Source organism: Bradyrhizobium betae (assembly GCF_008932115.1).
Classification (GTDB): domain Bacteria; phylum Pseudomonadota; class Alphaproteobacteria; order Rhizobiales; family Xanthobacteraceae; genus Bradyrhizobium; species Bradyrhizobium betae.
Window position 1 is genome coordinate 4692593 of record NZ_CP044543.1, and the last position, 17925, is coordinate 4710517.

Annotated in this window: 16 protein-coding genes; 11 read left to right on the forward strand and 5 right to left on the reverse strand. The window is 63.6% G+C overall.

From position 1 onward, the window contains the following. The first annotated feature begins 590 nt into the window (after positions 1–590). Positions 591–1535, forward strand: a complete 945-nt coding sequence (locus tag F8237_RS22485; protein ID WP_151647985.1) for a hypothetical protein — start codon at positions 591–593, stop codon at positions 1533–1535. 13 nt (positions 1536–1548) lie between these two features. Here F8237_RS22485 and F8237_RS22490 read toward each other — a convergent pair whose 3' ends face one another. After that, complete coding sequence (locus tag F8237_RS22490; protein WP_151647987.1) at positions 1549–2127, reverse strand: MarR family winged helix-turn-helix transcriptional regulator; 579 nt, start codon at positions 2125–2127, stop codon at positions 1549–1551. 668 nt (positions 2128–2795) lie between these two features. On the opposite strand from F8237_RS22490, the gene F8237_RS22495 reads away from it, so the two are divergent. Beyond that, positions 2796–3683: a dienelactone hydrolase family protein gene (locus F8237_RS22495; RefSeq protein WP_151647988.1), complete on the forward strand. Its 888-nt coding sequence runs from the start codon at positions 2796–2798 to the stop codon at positions 3681–3683. 58 nt (positions 3684–3741) lie between these two features. On the opposite strand, the gene F8237_RS22500 is transcribed toward F8237_RS22495, so the two are convergent. Together F8237_RS22500 and F8237_RS22505 are read right to left on the reverse strand one after the other, a co-directional pair. Beyond that, positions 3742–5010 carry a serine hydrolase domain-containing protein gene (locus tag F8237_RS22500; protein ID WP_151647990.1) on the reverse strand — a complete coding sequence of 423 codons (1269 nt, stop codon included), beginning with the start codon at positions 5008–5010 and terminating at the stop codon, positions 3742–3744. A 121-nt stretch (positions 5011–5131) separates the two neighbouring features. Next, complete coding sequence (locus F8237_RS22505; RefSeq protein WP_151647992.1) at positions 5132–5977, reverse strand: SDR family oxidoreductase; 846 nt, start codon at positions 5975–5977, stop codon at positions 5132–5134. A 138-nt stretch (positions 5978–6115) separates the two neighbouring features. Here F8237_RS22505 and F8237_RS22510 point away from each other — a divergent pair, with 138 nt between their 5' ends. Continuing rightward, on the forward strand, positions 6116–6847 hold the full coding sequence (locus F8237_RS22510; RefSeq protein ID WP_151647994.1) for an HAD family hydrolase: 732 nt from the start codon (positions 6116–6118) through the stop codon (positions 6845–6847). A gap of 24 nt (positions 6848–6871) precedes the next feature. On the opposite strand, the gene F8237_RS22515 is transcribed toward F8237_RS22510, so the two are convergent. Then, positions 6872–7279: a nuclear transport factor 2 family protein gene (locus F8237_RS22515; RefSeq protein WP_151650633.1), complete on the reverse strand. Its 408-nt coding sequence runs from the start codon at positions 7277–7279 to the stop codon at positions 6872–6874. A 101-nt stretch (positions 7280–7380) separates the two neighbouring features. Next, positions 7381–8865, reverse strand: a complete 1485-nt coding sequence (locus F8237_RS22520; RefSeq protein ID WP_162006169.1) for a mannitol dehydrogenase family protein — start codon at positions 8863–8865, stop codon at positions 7381–7383. A 143-nt stretch (positions 8866–9008) separates the two neighbouring features. On the opposite strand from F8237_RS22520, the gene F8237_RS22525 reads away from it, so the two are divergent. From F8237_RS22525 to F8237_RS22560, 8 genes are all read left to right on the forward strand, one after another. After that, positions 9009–9824 carry a FadR/GntR family transcriptional regulator gene (locus F8237_RS22525; RefSeq protein ID WP_151647998.1) on the forward strand — a complete coding sequence of 272 codons (816 nt, stop codon included), beginning with the start codon at positions 9009–9011 and terminating at the stop codon, positions 9822–9824. 89 nt (positions 9825–9913) lie between these two features. After that, on the forward strand, positions 9914–10873 hold the full coding sequence (locus tag F8237_RS22530) for a sialic acid TRAP transporter substrate-binding protein SiaP (protein ID WP_162006394.1): 960 nt from the start codon (positions 9914–9916) through the stop codon (positions 10871–10873). Between the two features lie 139 nt (positions 10874–11012). Continuing rightward, positions 11013–11591, forward strand: a complete 579-nt coding sequence (locus F8237_RS22535) for a TRAP transporter small permease (protein ID WP_151648002.1) — start codon at positions 11013–11015, stop codon at positions 11589–11591. Positions 11592–11595: 4 nt separating this feature from the next. Then, complete coding sequence (locus F8237_RS22540) at positions 11596–13002, forward strand: TRAP transporter large permease (protein ID WP_151648005.1); 1407 nt, start codon at positions 11596–11598, stop codon at positions 13000–13002. Continuing rightward, positions 12999–14048 carry an L-idonate 5-dehydrogenase gene (locus F8237_RS22545; protein WP_151648006.1) on the forward strand — a complete coding sequence of 350 codons (1050 nt, stop codon included), beginning with the start codon at positions 12999–13001 and terminating at the stop codon, positions 14046–14048. The genes F8237_RS22540 and F8237_RS22545 overlap by 4 nt, the downstream gene beginning before the upstream one ends. A 15-nt stretch (positions 14049–14063) precedes the next feature. Next, a complete protein-coding gene (gene uxuA / locus F8237_RS22550) occupies positions 14064–15254 on the forward strand; it encodes a mannonate dehydratase (protein ID WP_151648008.1) in 1191 nt (396 codons plus the stop codon). Between the two features lie 240 nt (positions 15255–15494). Beyond that, on the forward strand, positions 15495–17159 hold the full coding sequence (locus F8237_RS22555) for a hypothetical protein (protein WP_151648010.1): 1665 nt from the start codon (positions 15495–15497) through the stop codon (positions 17157–17159). 93 nt (positions 17160–17252) lie between these two features. Continuing rightward, positions 17253–17912, forward strand: a complete 660-nt coding sequence (locus tag F8237_RS22560; RefSeq protein WP_151648012.1) for a hypothetical protein — start codon at positions 17253–17255, stop codon at positions 17910–17912. Positions 17913–17925: the final 13 nt, after the last annotated feature.

Genomic DNA, 17925 nt, shown 5'->3' on the forward strand with positions numbered 1-17925 from the left:
CTCGCGGAGCGGATTGAGACAGCGACCTAGAACAGTTGCGCCAAGTTGCTTATTCGAACGCTACTGAACTCTGTCGATCCCCTCGCCAACTGGCGAGAATCACTTGAGTAGGACCGTAACAATTGCCGATTTCCGATCAAGCGCGCGCAACAAAGCGATTGCTATGTGTGTTTGATGCTGTTGATTCGTTTCGGGTTGTTTCTTTGTATATCCAATCGCATCAGTTGATTTTAAATCCGAACTAGTTTTGCACCGCGGCGGGCCTAAAGTTCCGCATCCCCGTATAATCACAGCTATTTTGCGTTGTGTCGCGAGTGACGTGCATGGAGGGGTTTTCAACCCCGAATTGACTCTCGAGCCCGTTTATCCACATGCGACAATTCGACTCATGTACGGAACGGCGACTCCAGCTTGGCGAAATCTTGGCGAGTGTGTGTCTTTCGAGTCGCACTATCGCCACGTGCATGACGCGTTGGACTCATGTCGCGTCGCGTTGCGCGTGATGAAAGGTTTTCGCTGCGCACGTTTCAGGCAAGCTTCGGCAACTAACTTCACCGTTCAATAGACCGAACCGAACGGAGCATTTTCACATGTTGTCCGATGGACAAGCTCGTCCCGGCGAGACCGCTGATGTTTCCGCGGCAGCGAAGCCGGCTCCGGAAGCGCGCGATAACAAGGACAATGCGGCGCGAGCGACCACCAAGCCTGCTGCGAGCTCGAGGCGAGCATCGGCAGCGGCGAGCGATGAAACCCTGGCGAAGGAAGCGCTCGAGGGGCTGAAGCGCATTCGTGCAAAGGCGCGCCTCGACAAGATGGCGATACCCAAGCCTGCGCCAGTCGTGATGAAGCCCGCGACGATCGTGGCCAAGCCGCCGCCGCCCCGTCCGACCTGGGTGGCGCCGCTCGCGACATTGGCGGTGGCCGCTATTCTCGTTGTCTGCGCCTGCACCGGCGTGATCGCCTATCTCACCACGCAGCCAGCCCAGAGCAACGTCGCGGCCAATATGGAGATCAGGAATCTGCGCGAGACCGTCGCGCAGCTGCGCAAGCAAGTGTCGGGCGTGTCCGAAAATCTCGACGGCCTGCGAACCGCGGTCGATCAATCGAGCAAGGCGACCAACGACCGCTTTGGCCGTTTCGCCGAGAACCTGGATCGTATCGAACGGGTCAGCTCGTCCTCGACGGTGAAGCTCGACAAGCTCGCGCAGGCACAGGTCCAGGCTCCGGCGCCCGTGGCCTCACAACCGCAGCAGCCGATGCCGGTGATGGCCTCGGTCACCGCGCCCGAGATCACGGGTTCGGTGGCTCCATCCGAGCGCATGACGGCGCCGCGCAAGGTGATCAAGGGCTGGTCAGTTCGCCAGGCCTATGAGGGGATTGCGATCCTGCAAAGTCCGAACGGCGTCATAGAGGCCGTGTTGGGACAGCAGGTGCCCGGCCTTGGCCGCATCGAGGACATCAGGAACGAGAACGGCCGTCTGGTGGTGGAAGCCAGCGGCGGCGTCATCTACTCGTCACGCAAGGCAGCGCCCTGACGAGGGGAGCCTTCTACTGGCGGTGATGCTCGAAGCTGGTGCATAGCAGGTCGATTTCCGGCTCCGCGATCGGTGCGCGGAACAGGCGGCAGCTGAACTCGACCGTCGCCTTGCCGTCGGCAGCGGCACGATCTTCGCGCAGGAAGATGCAGCGCTTGCAAACGTCGGTATGGTGCCGCTGCTCCGCCGCGTCCGACTGATCCAGCACGTGCCGGAGCGTGTCGCGAAAGCGGATCTTGCCGTCGTCGTCGAGAACGGCGATCGCCTCGACGAGCACGTTGACGGGGTCGCGCACCAGGAACTTCTTGCCCTGCTGCGTGACGCTGAGCAATACCGAGCGCTTGTCCGTGGCGGAGCGCTTGCGCTCGATATAACCGAGCCGTTCGAGTTCGCCGATGATGAAAGAGGCGGTGCCGCGCGTGGTGCCGACATAGCTCGCGAGCGCCGAGGGCGTCCGCGAGAAACGGTTGGCGCGGGAGAGAAAGCGCAGGGCCATCCATTCGCGGTCGCGCAGGCCGTGCTTGGTGCCTTCGAACCACAGGATGCGGGCCATCTGCCCCAATAATTCAATCGCTTCGCGAGCTAAAATCATCTCAAGTCCGGATCGGAAAAAGCCATATTCAATTGGGTCTTTGGTCGTGCAATCCGGGCGGGCGAGAATGAAGCTGTCGAGCGATGCTTCACTCGAAACGGGACGACTGGCCGCGCTTGGAAGACGCTTCTCCGTTCTGGAGATCGAAGGTTCGGATGTGGAACTAGAGCGTCACAAAGAAAGTTCGAGTAAATAGTACGGCTCAACTCTTCTGAAAATTTCAGTCAAATGACCGGGGTACGTGTGCAAGATTCCGATAGCGCGCGGTATCAGAGCAACATGATGTGTCGTAGCAGCCACTGCGGAGCCCATTTGTTGCCGCATGCTGTTTCAAATCGCGCGGACGTGTGAGGCGCCTGCAACTCGGGTCACGCGAATGACGACGGGAGAACCACCATTTTCGGTTAATGGATGTTGCGCTGCGATGTACCTAGACGGTTAAATCCAAAATACGATCGGTCCAGGCATCGAGGACCGACATGCGTCGCCGATCCCGGGTATCGCATCGCCCGTCGACAACGGCTTCAGATCGTCGTTCGCCGATCGGCTCTGGCGCGCTCGATCGTCAGGGCATGGCGCTCGCAGGCTGGTGATTTGCGTTTCGCCTGCAATTATTGGCGAATGCGTCGCCTGAAGGAACAGGGCCAGGCATCAGGAAGGACAGACCGATGAGCATTGATACCACCATGACATCCGACGTCGTCGGGCTGACGAAAGTCGCCCCGGTCTCGCGCCGCGGATTCATGAGCGCCACCGCGGCCGTCGCCGCCGGCTACACGCTTGCGGCCGGTCCGGTCCGCGCCGAGGTGGTCACCACCGATACCAGCGGCCTCCAGGCCGGCGAGGCCAAGGTCAAGGTCGGCTCGGAAGAGATGCCCGTCTACTTCGCCCGCCCGGCCGGCAACACCAAGGCGCCCGTGATCATCGTGGCGATGGAGATCTTTGGCCTGCACGAATACATCAAGGACGTGACGCGGCGCCTGGCCAAGCTCGGTGCATTCGCGATCGCGCCCGATTATTACTTCCGCAAGGGCGTCGATCTCACCAAAGTCAGTGAGATCAAGGATCTGCTGCCGGTCGTCAATGCCAAGCCGGATGCCGAGCTGCTGTCCGACCTCGATGCGACCGTGGCGTGGGCGGGATCGCAGGGCGGCGACACCGCCAGGCTCGGCATCATCGGCTTCTGCCGCGGCGGTCGCACCGTCTGGGAATATGCCGCCCATAGCGGCGCGCTCAAGGCGGGCGTCGCCTTCTACGGCACGGTGGTCGACCCGGCGAATCCGCTGTGGCCGAAGAGCCCGATGCAACTGGCGCCCGAGATGAAAGCACCGGTGCTCGGCCTCTATGGCGGCGCCGACACCGGCATTCCCGTCGCCCAGGTCGAGCAGATGAAGGCGGCGCTCGCGGAGAACAAGAAGACGGCCGAGTTCAAGATCTATCCGGAGGCGCCGCACGGCTTCCATGCCGACTACCGCGGCAGCTACCGAAAGGATGCGGCGGAAGATGCCTGGAAGCAGGCCGAGGCCTGGTTCAAGAAGTATGGCGTCCTGAGCTGACGACGAATTTCGGAAGGGCGGCCCGAGTGGCCGCCCGCTTCATTTCAGGGCGCGAGTCTCACTTCACCATCGCGCCGTAGACGATGTCCTGGACCTGCTCGCGGTAATATTTGCGCAGCTCACCCGGCGCCGCGGTTCCCACCACTACGACGAGACGTTCCTTCGGATCGCAGAAGAACTGCGTTCCGAACGCACCGTTCCAGCTGAACTCGCCGGGATTGCCGGGAACTGATGACAGGCCTTCGCTGGTGCGGACCGCGACCGACAGTCCAAAGCCGAAGCCGGCGCGATGCGGCTCGATGGTCGCCACGTTGTTCTTGATTTCAGGGCCAAGGTGGTTGGTCGTCATGTGATGCACGGTCTTCGGAGAGAGGATGCGCTGGCCGTCGAGCTCGCCGCCGTTGAGCAGCATCTGCCCGAAGCGGATGTAGTCGCCGACCGTCGCAAACGAGCAGGCGCCGCCGCAATCGAACTTGGTCGCCGTGTCGAGCAGCTTGATGGCTTGCGGCTTGCCGGTCAGCGGATCGTTGGCAAACGGGCGGGCGAGCCGTGGGCGCTGTGCGTCGGTGGGATGGAAGGTCGCGTCCTTCATGCCGAGTGGCTGCCACACATTGCCGGCGAGATACTCGCCGAGCTTCTGCTCGCTCACCTTCTCGACGACAGCACCAAGGACGTCGATCGAAAAACCGTACTCGAATTCCGTCGAGGGCTGATGCGCCAGCGGCAGTTTCGTGATGCGGTCGATAAAGGCCTGGGTGTCGCCTTCCACCGCGGGCGCGACGCCGTCAGGATATTGCCGCGCGACCGGGCTGGAGCTGTCCGGGCGACCGCCATACATCAATCCGGACGTATGCCGGTACAGATCGTGGATGAAGATAGGCGAGGCCTGTGGCTCGAGCTTGAGCGAACCGTCGGCCTGGGTCACGCCGACCTTCATGTCGGCGAAGCCCGGATAGTAGTCTGATAGCTTGGCCTGAAGCGGCAGCCGGCCTTTCTCCATCAAGGTGAGGCCGGCAACTGCCGCCATCGGCTTGGTCATCGAGGCCAGCGCGAAGATCGCGTCGACGGGCATCGGCGTGCCCTTGTCCGGATCGAGCATGCCGTAGGCCTTGTAGTGGACGAGCTTGCCGTCGCGCGCCACCGCGACGACCGCGCCCGGAACGCGCTTGGCGGCGGCCTCGCGGGCGAAGAAATCGTCGAGCCGGGTGAGACCCTGCTTTGAGAAACCGGTGTCGTCGGGACTTGCTTCGGGCAGCGGCGCGGCGCGCGCTGTCCCGAACGTGATGACGGCAGCCGCCGCCGCGATCATGACGATCGTCTTGTTCATTGCATCCTCCCAAGGCGAGCTCGTTATGCGAGTGGCTCGCGCGATGCCTAGATCACGTCCGCGCCAGAGCGAAGTCAAGCGCGGGCAGGGCATGTCTGGGACGCGCCGGAGATGCCGGACCCTATCGTCCTTCTCCGGCGCGCCACAGCGCGTCGAGACCGTGCCGATAGGTCGGGTAGTCGAGCGTGACGCCGAGCTCGCGCTTCAATTTCGCGTTGGAGACGCGGGCGCTGCTGGAATAGAAGCTGCGCGCCATGGCCGACATCTCCGCCGTCGCGAACGCTTCCTCTTTCGGCGGAGCGATGCCGATGAGTTCCGCGGCGTAGGTGATCACGTCCTGGGGCGGCGCAGGCTCATCGTCGCAGACGTTCCACGTGCCGCCGCTCTGATGGCGTATCGCGGCCATGATCGCGCTTGCGATGTCGTCGACATGGATGCGGTTGAAGACCTGCCCCGGCTTGATGATGCGCCGGGCCGTGCCGGCCCGCAGCGTCACCAGCGCGTTGCGGCCGGGCCCGTAGATGCCCGCAAGCCGCAAGATCGCGGCATCGCCATGTGTCGCGTCGGTCCAGGCCTGCTCCGCCGCGAGCCGCATCCGCGTGCGGTCGAGAATGGCCTGTGGCGGCGTGCTCTCGTCGACCCATCCGCCGGCGTGATCGCCATAGACGCCGATGGTCGAGAGATAGACGATCTTGCGGCGGCCAGCCGCCAGTGCGTCGCCGAACGCCGCGATGGCGGGATCGCCGGCGCTGCCGGGTGGGATCGACACGACAAGGACGTCGGCGTCGCGGACATGTTCGAGCGTCTCGCGCGTGGGGTCGCCGGAAAAGGCGTGCAGCTCGATGCCGGAAAGCTCGTCCCGCCTGGCGGGATCGCGCACCGTGCCGGAGATGTGCGAGAAGGTGCCGCCGAACTTGCGGACGAAGTGCCGGGCACTGTAGCCGAGGCCGAGGATGAAGAGCCGCATGCGTCTCCCGTGCAGGTTCCAGCTCGCGCGAGCTGCGCGCCCTCCGCTCATAAGAGATTTTTGGGTCCGACAAAAGATATTGCAATTTTACTCGCCCGCCGCCCCGGGCGATTGTCGGGCGTCATTGGGGCATCGGTCATGCAGGCAGAGGGCGCAGCAGAGCTGATCCGGCGCGCGGCTGCGCTGATCTTCGATGTCGACGGCACGCTGGCCGAGACCGAGGAGCTGCATCGGCAGGCCTTCAACCATGCCTTCGTCCGCTGTGGTCTTGGTTGGCATTGGGACCGTGCCGTCTACAGGGACCTGCTGCGGGTCACTGGCGGCAAGGAGCGTATGCGCGCTTATCACGCAAGGCTTGGGACCGCCCTGCCATTGCCGGATCAGGACGTCGCCGCGCTCCACCGCGTCAAGACCGCGCATTATGCCGAGCTGATCGAGACCGGCTGCTGCCCGTTGCGGCCGGGCGTGACGGATCTCCTCATGGCCGCGAAGGCGCGCGGCCAGCGGCTTGCGATTGCGACGACGACGTCGCACGGCAATATCGATGCGCTGCTGTCGCGGGCGCTGGGGCGCCGCTGGGCCGCGGATTTTGACGCGATCGTTGCCGGCGATGACGTCCGCCACAAGAAGCCGGCGCCCGACGTCTATCTCGAAGTCCTGGCGCGGCTGAAGCTGGATGCATCGGACTGCATCGCGATCGAGGATTCCGCCAATGGCCTGATCGCGGCCTCACGCGCGAACATTCCGGTTCTCATCACCCGCAGCATGTTCTTCCGGGATGATGATTTCAGCGAGGCGCGGGTGGTGCTGAATGATCTGTCGGAACTCGGGGTCCAAACAAAAAGCGAAAAACAACCCCATGCACAGTAGAACGTGCCGCCGGGCCCGGCGCGGTCAATGGACGCGGTGACTCGTTCTATCGTCCTCTGCCTGCTCGACAATCTGCGCAATCGGGCTCGACTGATGGTGAACCAGGCGCCAGCCGTCGCCGACGCGGCGAAAATGGTTCGCGGCGGCCAAAGCGGTGCCGTCGACGATCTCGATGCAGAGCACACGGGCGCTGTCGCCGTCGACGATGGCCTGCGGTTCGGCACAAACGATCTGCGGTCGCTCCGGATTTTGCAGGATATCGCGCCAGCTTCCGATCACGGTGGCGCGGCCGATGATCGCCGGCCAGCCGGGATGGATACAGGAGATGGCGTCGTCATCCGCCCACATCTGCTCCATGCCGTCGAAGTCGCCCCTCGAAAAGGCGGCGTAGAAGGCCGCATTCGCGGCGATGACCTTGCTGTCCTTTGCCATGGCTCTCGGGTGGGGCAATGACCGGCAAAAATCAAGCGCGACTTCCGTTCGATTTTGCGTTCGTTTTTGACCGCAGTGCAACATGGTTGCCTGCTTTGTAGTCACGCCGAGATGAGGGTCTCAACAGCCTGCCGCGCACTCTTTGTATAGAGTTGGCCGAGCGCCGCGGTGACGGCCTCGCGCAGGCGCGGCTCGGCGCCCAGCGGTCCGAATACTTTTTCGACGCCGAGCAGCGCCGGCGCCAGCCGTTCGGCGACGGGACCTGCTTCGCGCGCCAGCGCCGCAAATTCGCCGGCGAGCGGATCGCGCACGTCGATGGCGCGGCCCTGCTCGTCGAGCGCGGTGACGTAGCGCATCCAGCCGGCCACCGCGAGCGCATGCGTCGCGATCGGCAGGTTTTTGGCGAGGCGATCCTGCATCGCGCCGAGCAGGCGCTGCGGCAGCTTTTGCGAGCCGTCCATCGCGATCTGCCAGGTGCGGTGATGCAGCGCCGGATTGGCGAAGCGCTTCAGCAGCGAGGCGCGGTAGGCGGAAAGATCAGTGCCTGATGGCATCGTCAGCGTCACCGCGGCCTCTTCCATCACCTGCGCGGCGAGGCGGGCGAAATGCGGATCGACCATGGTGTCGGCGATGGTCTCGTATCCGGCGAGATAGCCGAGATAGGCCAGCGCGGAATGGCTGGCGTTGAGCAGCCGCAGCTTCATCAGCTCGAACGGCTTGACGTCGGTGACGAGCTCAACGCCCGCGGCGGCGAGGTCGGGCCGGCCCGCCGCAAAACGGTCCTCGACCACCCATTGCGTGAACGGCTCGGTCATCACGGGCCAGGCGTCGCGCATGCCGAGCGCGGATGACACCGCATCGCGGTCGGCATCCGTTGTTTCCGGCACGATGCGGTCGACCATGGTCGAGGGGAAGGCGATGTTGTCCGCGATCCACTTGCCGAGGTCCCTGGAGCGCAGCGCCGCGAATTGCGTCACGATCTGCTGCACGGTGTGGCCGTTGGCGGCGAGGTTGTCGCAGCACAGTACGGTGAACGGCGCCAGCCCCTGCGCCCGCCGGCGTGCCAGCGCCGCCACGATGAATCCGGGCGCCGAGCGCGGCGCGTCGAGATCGTTGAGATCGTGCACGACGTCAGGATGCCGTTCGTCGAGATCGCCGGTCTGCGGCGTGTGGCAATAGCCCTTCTCGGTGACAGTCAGCGAGACGATGCGAATGGCGGGATCCGCCATCCGCTCGACCAGCGCGACCGGCTTCTCGCGCGCGACGACGCTGTCGAGCAGCGCGCCGACGACGCGGTGCTCGGTGCCCTCGGCGGCACGTATCGCGACCGTATAAAGATGATCCTGCGGGGCGAGGGCGTCGCGGGTATCCGGACTGCGCAGGCTCGCGCCGATGATGCCCCAGGACAGGCTGCCTGCCGCAAGGCAATCGTCGATGACGACGGCCTGGTGGGCGCGGTGAAACGCGCCGAGACCAAGATGCACGATGCCGGGCGTCACACGCGAACGGTCAAAGGCCGGGCGGCGGATGGTTGGCGGCAGCCGGTCGAGATTGGCGCGGCCAAGGCGTGTTGAACTAAGCCGCATGGTCGTCTCTCCCTGTGTTTGGCCGCTGCTTGACATGGCGCCCGACCTCGGTCAATGCTCCGGTCAATTGGTAAGACCAATTTTCCAAAAATTGGCGGACGCGGGTCACGACGACCCCGCGGGACCTTTTCGGGAGGACCAGCGTGCCGCTGGAAGCTGTGGAGGCGAGACGGCTCTATCGCCAGGTCGCCGATCAATTGCGAAGCCTGATCGACAGCGGCGAGTACGCGGTCGGCAGCCGCTTGCCGACCGAGCGCGAACTCGCCGAGCAGCTCAAGGTGTCGCGGCCGACGGTGCGCGAAGCCCTGATCGCGCTCGAAGTCGAGGGCCGCGTCCGTATCCGCGTCGGTTCGGGCATCTACGTGATCGAGCCCGCGGCCCCGGCGATGGCCGTACCAGCCGCCGCCGTCATCGAAGGCCCCTTTGAGCTGCTGCGGGCCCGCGAATTTCTCGAAAGCGCCATTGCCGAGCAGGCCGCGCGCGTGGCGACGACGGACGATGTCGCCCGCATCGACGCTGCCCTCGTCGCGATGGAGAATGTCGCGCATCCCGGCGAAGCCTCGATGGTCCATGACCGCGCATTTCACGTCGCGATCGCCGGTAGCCTCGGCAATGCGGTTCTGGTGCGCGTGGTCGGCGAGTTGTTCGACCAGCGTCTCAATCCCTATTTCGCGCAGCTTGCGCATTATTTCGAGAGCCCGGGCACCTGGCGCACCGCGCTCGACGAGCATCGCGCCGTGCGCGACGCCATTGCGGCACATGATCCCAATGCCGCGCGCGATGTCATGCGCGCTCATCTGGTGTGTTCACAGGAGCGTTTTGCGCAGAATTTCGGCGCCGAGAGCACCGCAGGATTGCCGGCGGAGCGCGTCGGGACGGCGGAAGATCAGGCAAAGCCGGCAAAACCGGAGAGAGCGCCGAAGACGCAGACCAAAGGCGGCAGAGCGCGACGACGATGAGATTGGGCGGCCTGTTTCCGTTTCGGGGCGGGCGAACAAGAAGCAGACTTCAGTCAGTGGAGGATAAGTCAGTGTTGAAGAAGATGACGATGGTGCTGGCGACTTCGGTCGCGGCAATGTGCGCGGTGGCCCATCCCGCGATGGCGCAGACCAAGCTCAAATGGGCCCATGTCTACGAGACCTCGGAGCCGTTCCACAGCGCGTCGGTCTGGGCCGCGCAGGAGATCGGCAAGCGCACCAACGGGCGCTACACGGTCGACGTCTATCCGGCCTCGCAGCTCGGCAAGGAAGCCGACATCAACCAGGGCCTCTCGCTCGGCTCGGTCGACATCATCATCTCCGGCTCGAGCTTCGCGGCCAAGAGCTTTCCGCCGATCGGCGTGACCTACTATCCCTACACCTTCCGCGACTCGGACCATCTGCTCGCCTACACCAAGAGCGACATCTTCAAGGAACTCGCCAAGGGCTACGAGGACAAGAGCGGCCACCACATCGTCGCGGTGACCTATTACGGCGTGCGCCAGACCTCGTCGAACAAGCCGATCAAGACCTGCGCCGACCTCAAGGGCCTGAAGATGCGCGTGCCCGACGTTCCGGCCTATCTGGCGATGCCGCGCGCCTGCGGCGCCAACACCGCGCCGATCGCCTTCGCCGAAGTCTATCTCGCGCTCCAAAACGGCACCGTCGAGGCGCAGGAGAACCCGCTGACCACGATCGAGGCCAAGAAGTTCTACGAGGTGCAGAAGCACATCGTGTTGACCGGCCACATCGTCGACCACCTCAACACGGTGGTTGCCGGCGCGCTCTGGAAGAAGCTGAGCGACGAGGACAAGAAGATCTTCACAGACGTCGCACAGGAAGCCGCCGCCAAGGCGACCGCGGAGATCAAGCAGAACGAGGCCAAGCTGGTCGCCTTCTTCAAGGAGAAGGGCCTCACCGTGACCGAGGTCGACAAGACCGAGTTCCGCGACATCGTGCTGAAGAACGTTCCGTTCGAGACCTTCGGCTATCGCAAGGCCGACTGGGAACGCATCCAGGCGGTGAAATAACCAGGCGCCCGTCGTTCCGGGGCTCGCGAAGCGAGAACCCGGAACCTCGAGATTCCGGGTTCGGCTCTCCGGGCCGCGCCTTGCGCGGTCCCGTCGAGCCGCCCCGGAATGACGATCGAGACACTCAAGGAGTACCCCCATGTCCACCGCCGAAACGCACCGGCAGATCACCGCGGACGAGATTGCCCATACCTTCGAGGAGGAGTCCGCGCCGAAGGTCGATCTTTCCGTCTACGCCTTCGAGGACTGGGTGGCGCTGGCGATCTTCTGGGTGATGGCGCTCGCCGTCTTCCTGCAGTTCTTCACCCGCTACGTGCTCAACGACAGCTACGCCTGGACCGAGGAGATCGCGACCTACTGCCTGATCGGCGTGGTCTTCATAGGCTCCTCGATGTGCGTGCGGCTGTCGCGGCACATCCAGGTCGATTTGATCTATCGCTATCTGCCGCACCCGGCGGCGAGGGCGCTTTCGACCGCGATCGACCTGATCCGGATCGTCTTCTTCGGCTACGCCATCAAGCTGGTCTGGGTCTACATCCAGATCATCGGCGACGAGTCGATGACGACGATCAACCTGCCCAAGGACTACGTCTACTACGCCGTGCTGGCGGGCTTCGTGCTGATGTTCGCGCGCTCGGTGCAGGTGGCGATACAACATTTGCGACAGGGCTACTCGATCCTCGAACGTCCCGGCGCCTACGACGGTTTTGAAGGGTAAAGTCATGCTGCTGTTGCTTGGAGGTTTCCTCGTCCTGATGCTGCTCGGCGTTCCCGTGGCAATTGCCATGGCCGCGTCGTCGCTGCTCTACATCCTGGTCAGCGGCGTGACGCCCGACGTCACGCTGGCGCAGCGCATGATCGCCGGCGTCGAGAGCTTCCCGCTGCTCGCCGTGCCGTTCTTCATCCTGGCCGGTAATCTCATGAACATCGCCGGCGTCACCGGGCGCATCTACAAATTCGCGGTCGCGCTGGTCGGCTGGATGCGCGGCGGGCTCGGCCACGTCAACATCATCGGCTCGGTCATCTTCTCCGGCATGTCCGGCACCGCGATCGCGGATGCCGCCGGGCTCGGAACCATCGAGATCAAGGCGATGAAGGACCACGGCTACTCCACCGAGTTCTCGGTCGGCGTCACCGCGGCCTCCGCCACGCTCGGGCCCATCATCCCGCCGTCGCTGCCCTTCGTGATCTACGGCATGATGGCGAACGTCTCGATCGGCGCGCTGTTCCTGGCTGGCGTCATTCCCGGCATCGTCATGACGCTGCTGATGATGGCGACCGTCACCTATTTCGCGTACAAGAACAAATGGGGCAGCGATACGCCGTTCTCCTGGCCGCAGCTCGGCTCGGCCGGTCTCGAGATCGCCATCGTGCTGGCGTTCCCGATGGCGATCTGGCTGATGGTGGTTGCCGGCATGTCGGTCAACATGGCGGTGGTCATCGGCCTCGGCACGCTGCTCCTGATCGACTGGTATTTCGACTTCTCGGCGGTGATGGCGCTGATGGCGCCGGTGATCCTGATCGGCGGCATGACGCTCGGCTGGTTCACGCCGACGGAGGCCGCCGTTGCCGCCGTGATCTGGTCGCTGTTCCTCGGCCTCGTCCGCTACCGCACCATGACGCTGAAGACGGTGGCGAAGGCGACGTTCGACACCATCGAGACCACGGCCTCGGTGCTGTTCATCGTCACGGCCGCTTCGATCTTCGCCTGGCTGCTGACGGTGTCGCAGGCCGCGCAAATGCTGTCCGACTGGATGCTCAGCATCACCCACAACAAATGGGTGTTCCTGGCGCTCGCCAACGTTCTGATCCTGTTCGTCGGCTGCTTCATCGACACCACGGCGGCGATCACCATCCTGGTGCCGATCCTGCTGCCGATCGTGCTCAAGCTCGGCATCGATCCGATTCATTTCGGACTGATCATGACGCTCAACCTGATGATCGGCCTGTTGCATCCGCCGCTCGGCATGGTGCTGTTCGTGCTCGCCCGCGTCGCAAAACTCTCGGTCGAGCGAACGACGGTCGCGATCCTGCCCTGGCTGGTGCCGCTGATGATCGCGCTGATCGCAATCACCTACATCCCCGAACTCACCCTCTGGCTGCCGAAATACATGGGACTCTCCAAATGACCTCGACTGCTCTCGCCGCAACCCTGTTCGGCCCCGAAGATCTGCGCATGGTCGAGCATCCGCTCGCCAACCTCGCCGACGGCATGGTGCGTATCCGCTTCGGTGCCGGCGGCATCTGCGGTTCGGACATGCACTATTTCCGTCATGCCCGGACCGGCGATTTCGTAGTGAAGTCGCCGCTGGTGCTCGGCCACGAGATCTCCGGCGAAGTCGTGGAGATCTCCGGCGCCGCGGCAAATCTGAAAATCGGTGACCGCGTCGCCGTCAACCCGTCGCGCTGGTGCGGCCATTGCGTCGCCTGCCGCGAGGGGCGGCCGAACCTCTGCGAGAACATCTACTTCATGGGCTCGGCCTCGAAGACGCCGCACATGCAGGGCGGCTTCGCCAATTACTTCGACGCCATCCCGGCGCAATGCGTGAAGATCCCCGGTCACGTCTCCTATCAGGCCGCAGCGCTCGCCGAGCCGCTCGCGGTCTGCCTGCACGCGGTCGCGCGCGCCGGCAACATCGAGGGCAAGCGGGGCATCATCTTCGGCGCCGGCCCGATCGGGCTTCTGACCATGCTCGCCGCGCACCGCGCCGGCATGGCCGACATCACGGTGGCCGACATCGCGCCGGCGCCTCTGGCATTTGCGACCAAGCTTGGTGCATCGCATGTCGAGAACGTCTCAGCTGGCGAGGAAGGTCTGAAGGCGCAGGCCGCATCGCGTCCTTACGATGTCGCGTTCGAAGTTTCGGGCACGGCGGCGGGCCTTGCGAGTGCGATCGGGATCGTCAGGCGCGGCGGCATTGTGGTGCAGATCGGCAATCTGCCGGGCGGCCAGATTTCGGTGCCGGCCAATGCGGTGATGGCCAAGGAGATCGACCTGCGCGGCTCGTTCCGCTTCGGGCTCGAATTCATGACAGCGGTCGAGTTGATCGGCGCCGGCAGCGTCGACGTGCTGTCGCTGGTCACCGCCGAACGGCCGCTGTCCACGGCACCCGACGCGCTGCGGCTGGCGCTCGACCGCTCGCAGAGCGTCAAGGTCGTGCTGACCGCAAACTGATCGGAGGAAACGTACATGATGCTCGAGGGATGGCGCTGGTACGGGCCCGATGATCCGGTGTCCTTGGATGACGTCAGGCAGGCCGGGGCGAGCGATATCGTCTCGGCTCTGCATCAGGTGCCGATCGGCGAGGCCTGGACGCGCAAGGCGGTCGAGGAACGCAAGAACTTCATCGAGAACGGCCAGCCCGGCCGTTCGCAATTGACATGGTCGGTGGTGGAATCGATTCCGATCCCCGACGACGTCAAGCGTCTTGGGGCTAAGGCGACGCAGTCGATCGAGGCGTGGATCGCGAGCCTGGAGGCGGTGGCCGCCTCGGGCATCAAGATCATCTGCTACAATTTCATGCCCGTGGTCGACTGGTGCCGCACTGATCTCGAATGGGAGCTGCCGAACGGCGCCCGTGCCATGCGCTTCGACCAGGACCGCTTTGCCGCGTTCGAGCTGCATATCCTCAAGCGTCCGGCCGCCGCACAGGACTATTCGCCGGAGCAGCAGGCGCGCGCAAAGATGCTGTTCGACAAGATGAGCCAGGCAGACATCGACTACCTCATCATGACGATCGCCAGCGCGCTGCCGGGTTCGACCACCGAGCCGATGACGATCCCGCAATTCCGCGACCGGCTGGAGACCTATCGCGACATCACGCCGAAGATTTTGCGGCAGCACCTCGCCGAGTTCCTGGCGCGCGTGACGCCGGTGGCCGAGCAGCTCGGCGTGTCGCTGACGCTGCATCCGGACGATCCGCCGCGCCCGTTGTTCGGTCTGCCGCGCATCGCCTCCAGCGCCGACGACTATCAGGCGCTGTTCGACGCGGTGCCGTCTAAGGCCAACGGCATCTGCCTGTGCACGGGCTCGCTCGGTGTGCGCGCGGAGAACAATCTGCCCGAGATGGCCGAACGCTTCGGTCCGCGCATCGCCTTTGCGCATCTACGCGCGACCAAGCGTGATGCTGACGGCCTGTCGTTCCACGAATCCGACCATCTCGATGGCGACGTCGACATGGTGGCGGTGCTCAGGGCGCTGTTGAAGGAGAATGCGCGGCGCGCACCCGACAAGCAGATCGTGTTCCGCCCCGATCACGGCCACCGCATGCTCGACGATCTTGCCGCAACCAAGCGCACCAATCCCGGCTACACCGCGATCGGCCGCCTGCGCGGCCTTGCCGAGCTGCGCGGTGCGATCCGGGCGATCGAGCATCGGTGACGGTTTTCCTCGGATAAGAGTCGTTGGATCGGCCAGGCGAATGGTTTCGCCGAGCCAGCCCGTGTCTGCGTCGCAAACCTCGCAAGTTGCCCGCACCGAGCTGCTCTTTTCTTCCGCAAGCTCAGACTCTTGTCCGGGAGTCCATTCCTTGACGCGTTGAGGGGCGGGTGCATCGCGCCTGTTCGCCGCGCATCGTCCCAATGAGGATAGGCGCAAAGTTTTCCGCGCCGCTTTCGCTTCGTGGTCCGGATTGCCTTGCGGAGGCCGGCGAGCTGTGAGCAGATATCCGAATTACAGCCTAAAGTTTTATTTCGTAAGAACGCACATATTCATAGGAGTTTGCACATGCACCCATTGCGTGCTGTTGCCGTTGCTTGCCTTTCGTGCGCCTTTGGTCTGGCAGGACCGGAGCACATGACAAATGTGTTGACCGGGGCAACCCATGTTCTCGGCGACACGGCGCTGGCGATCGAGGCGCAAGTCGATAGCGCGGAGCCGGACGTCATCGTTCCGGAACCGCAAAGATATGAGGCCATTACCAAATTCACCAAGGAGGGCGTTCTTCTTGGGGCCGGCTACAACACCTACACCAAAGAGATTCTCGGCGACTGCGTCGGCAAATGGTACATCCCGCCGGCTGGATTTGTCTCCACTTCGACCTATGAGATGAAGCTGCTGAGGTCTCTTGACGAGTTCAAGCAGGAGACTGCGGTCGAAGCGCGGCTGGACACGTCGTTCGGCGCGTTCCAGGCGAGCCTGTCATCGAAGTACAGCGAATCCTCGTCGAGTTCCTCGTCGCGGACTTACCTGATGGTGCGCAAGAAGGTGATCCTGTCGCCAGGGCTCGTCCTGGCGGCAAAAGAAAAGTCGCTCCTTCAGCCGCTGACCGACCAATCACCTCAATCCATGAGCGATTTCTTCGCGCAGTGCGGCAATGCCTACATTTCGGAGGTCATCCGGGGCGGCGAGTTCGTCGCGTTGCTCACCGCGCAGGAGAGCTCGAATCAACTTGCCACCGAGCTCCAGATCCAGGCCGACGCCTCCTATGCCACCACGAGCGCGCAGGCGAAGTTCGAGTCCACGATGCAGCGTATGCGCCAGGAGGCGTCGCTCGAGGTGAGCATGTATCGGATGGGCGGCAAGACCGAGGTGCCGGCGTTCCAGACCGGCGCGCAAGGCGTGGACATTCTCTTGAAGTATGCGGCGGGCTTCGCCAGCGAAGTCGTGGACGGCAACGCCGTGCCGATCGGCCTCAAGACATCGGGTTATCCGCAACTGGTTCGCGGTTTTCACATCAACGATTACGCCGCGGGCCACTATAGTTTGATAGCCCGGAAGCTCGATGACGTGAACCGTGTGCTGACAAGGCTCGATCTCGACATCAAGGCCTACGACACATTCAGGATTCCGAACACGTCCGCGAGCGGGCGTGACAAGGAGGCGCGGCGCCAGGTCGCGGCCCAGATCGAGCCGCTCGTGGGGTGGATGGACCGATGCGGCGCATCGTTCTGGGACGAGGCCGCCTGCAAGGACGGCGCGCGACTGGCGGCGATGACCGTGATGACTCCGAAGCCGGTCGTCTTGCTGCAACTCAATCCGCGCGAGCCGCAGCCCGCCATGTTTTCGCCGAGTGAACGCATGCAAATGGTCGTTCGCGGCCGATATTGCTGGGAGGGCGACGGCCGATGCTCGGCCGGCTTCGACGGTGTTACACCCGGGGACCAGGGTCTTGCCTACATCAACGTGCGAACCAAGAGCGAACAAGGCGCGATCGACGTCCGCTACGTCGGCGACCCGCTTGTTGTCGGTCCCGGCATGACCGTCGCCGTGGTCTGCAAAGACACCGACTACAGCGACAATTTCTATCCACCGGACGGGCTGTACGCGATCTTCTACACGCCCTGACAGGTCGCGCCTGCAGGATTCCGGTGCTGACCGCAATCGTCGTCGATGCGATCAGCGCCTTCAAAAACATGCTTTCATTCAATGGAGATTGCGATGCGTTTCACCACGCGCAGGAATGTCGTCTCCGGATTAGGCTTGTCAGGCGTACTGGGTCTCGCGGGAATCCGGCCCGCTGCCGCGGATGTCGTCACGATCGATCAGTTCAAGGAGTTGATCGACGGAATCCTGGCCACGAAAGGATCCTTGATCGCAGCAGGCGCGACCGTCGAGAACGGTTGGGAGAAGTGGCTGCAGAAGGCGATCATTGATACTCTGGCAGAGAAGCACATCACCTACGATCTCGCTCCGGAGCAGCACGTCTATGACAATCGGGATGCCACTGCGGATTTCGTCGGCAATGGACCCACCAAAGACAATCCGAACGTCGCTGTTACGGACAAGACGTTCGTGGTCGAACTCAAATGCCAGGGGCGGAATGCCAGTCTGTTCAAGGCAGGCCTGGAGATCGATTGCAACAAGCTGCGCAAGAGGGAGATGAACGCTGCCTATCAATCGGCACGACGTTACGTTTTCGGTGTGGTCGTCGCCTGGGAGCCGTCCAAGGGAACGGTCGAGTCTCAGTTGCTGCCGAAAGGGCACGGCTTCCAGAAATATGTGCCGATGAAGAGTCGCTTCCAGGACCAGAAGCAGGCCGCCAACGACAAGAGTACGGATCGAGGAGGCGATCTCTACTGGGTAGAGGTCACGCAATGATCGTGCGGCGACC

Excerpts from the sequence above, each read along its gene's own strand:
- F8237_RS22510 (WP_151647994.1), top strand. The coding sequence starts at position 6,116 with ATGCAGGCAGAGGGCGCAGCAGAGCTGATCCGGCGCGCGGCTGCGCTG.
- uxuA (WP_151648008.1), top strand. The coding sequence starts at position 14,064 with ATGATGCTCGAGGGATGGCGCTGGTACGGGCCCGATGATCCGGTGTCC.
- F8237_RS22520 (WP_162006169.1), bottom strand. The coding sequence starts at position 8,865 with ATGCGGCTTAGTTCAACACGCCTTGGCCGCGCCAATCTCGACCGGCTG.
- F8237_RS22545 (WP_151648006.1), top strand. The coding sequence starts at position 12,999 with ATGACCTCGACTGCTCTCGCCGCAACCCTGTTCGGCCCCGAAGATCTG.
- F8237_RS22500 (WP_151647990.1), bottom strand. The coding sequence starts at position 5,010 with ATGAACAAGACGATCGTCATGATCGCGGCGGCGGCTGCCGTCATCACG.
- F8237_RS22515 (WP_151650633.1), bottom strand. The coding sequence starts at position 7,279 with ATGGCAAAGGACAGCAAGGTCATCGCCGCGAATGCGGCCTTCTACGCC.
- F8237_RS22495 (WP_151647988.1), top strand. The coding sequence starts at position 2,796 with ATGAGCATTGATACCACCATGACATCCGACGTCGTCGGGCTGACGAAA.
- F8237_RS22535 (WP_151648002.1), top strand. The coding sequence starts at position 11,013 with ATGTCCACCGCCGAAACGCACCGGCAGATCACCGCGGACGAGATTGCC.
- F8237_RS22530 (WP_162006394.1), top strand. The coding sequence starts at position 9,914 with ATGGTGCTGGCGACTTCGGTCGCGGCAATGTGCGCGGTGGCCCATCCC.
- F8237_RS22505 (WP_151647992.1), bottom strand. The coding sequence starts at position 5,977 with ATGCGGCTCTTCATCCTCGGCCTCGGCTACAGTGCCCGGCACTTCGTC.
- F8237_RS22490 (WP_151647987.1), bottom strand. The coding sequence starts at position 2,127 with ATGATTTTAGCTCGCGAAGCGATTGAATTATTGGGGCAGATGGCCCGC.
- F8237_RS22560 (WP_151648012.1), top strand. The coding sequence starts at position 17,253 with ATGCGTTTCACCACGCGCAGGAATGTCGTCTCCGGATTAGGCTTGTCA.
- F8237_RS22540 (WP_151648005.1), top strand. The coding sequence starts at position 11,596 with ATGCTGCTGTTGCTTGGAGGTTTCCTCGTCCTGATGCTGCTCGGCGTT.
- F8237_RS22485 (WP_151647985.1), top strand. The coding sequence starts at position 591 with ATGTTGTCCGATGGACAAGCTCGTCCCGGCGAGACCGCTGATGTTTCC.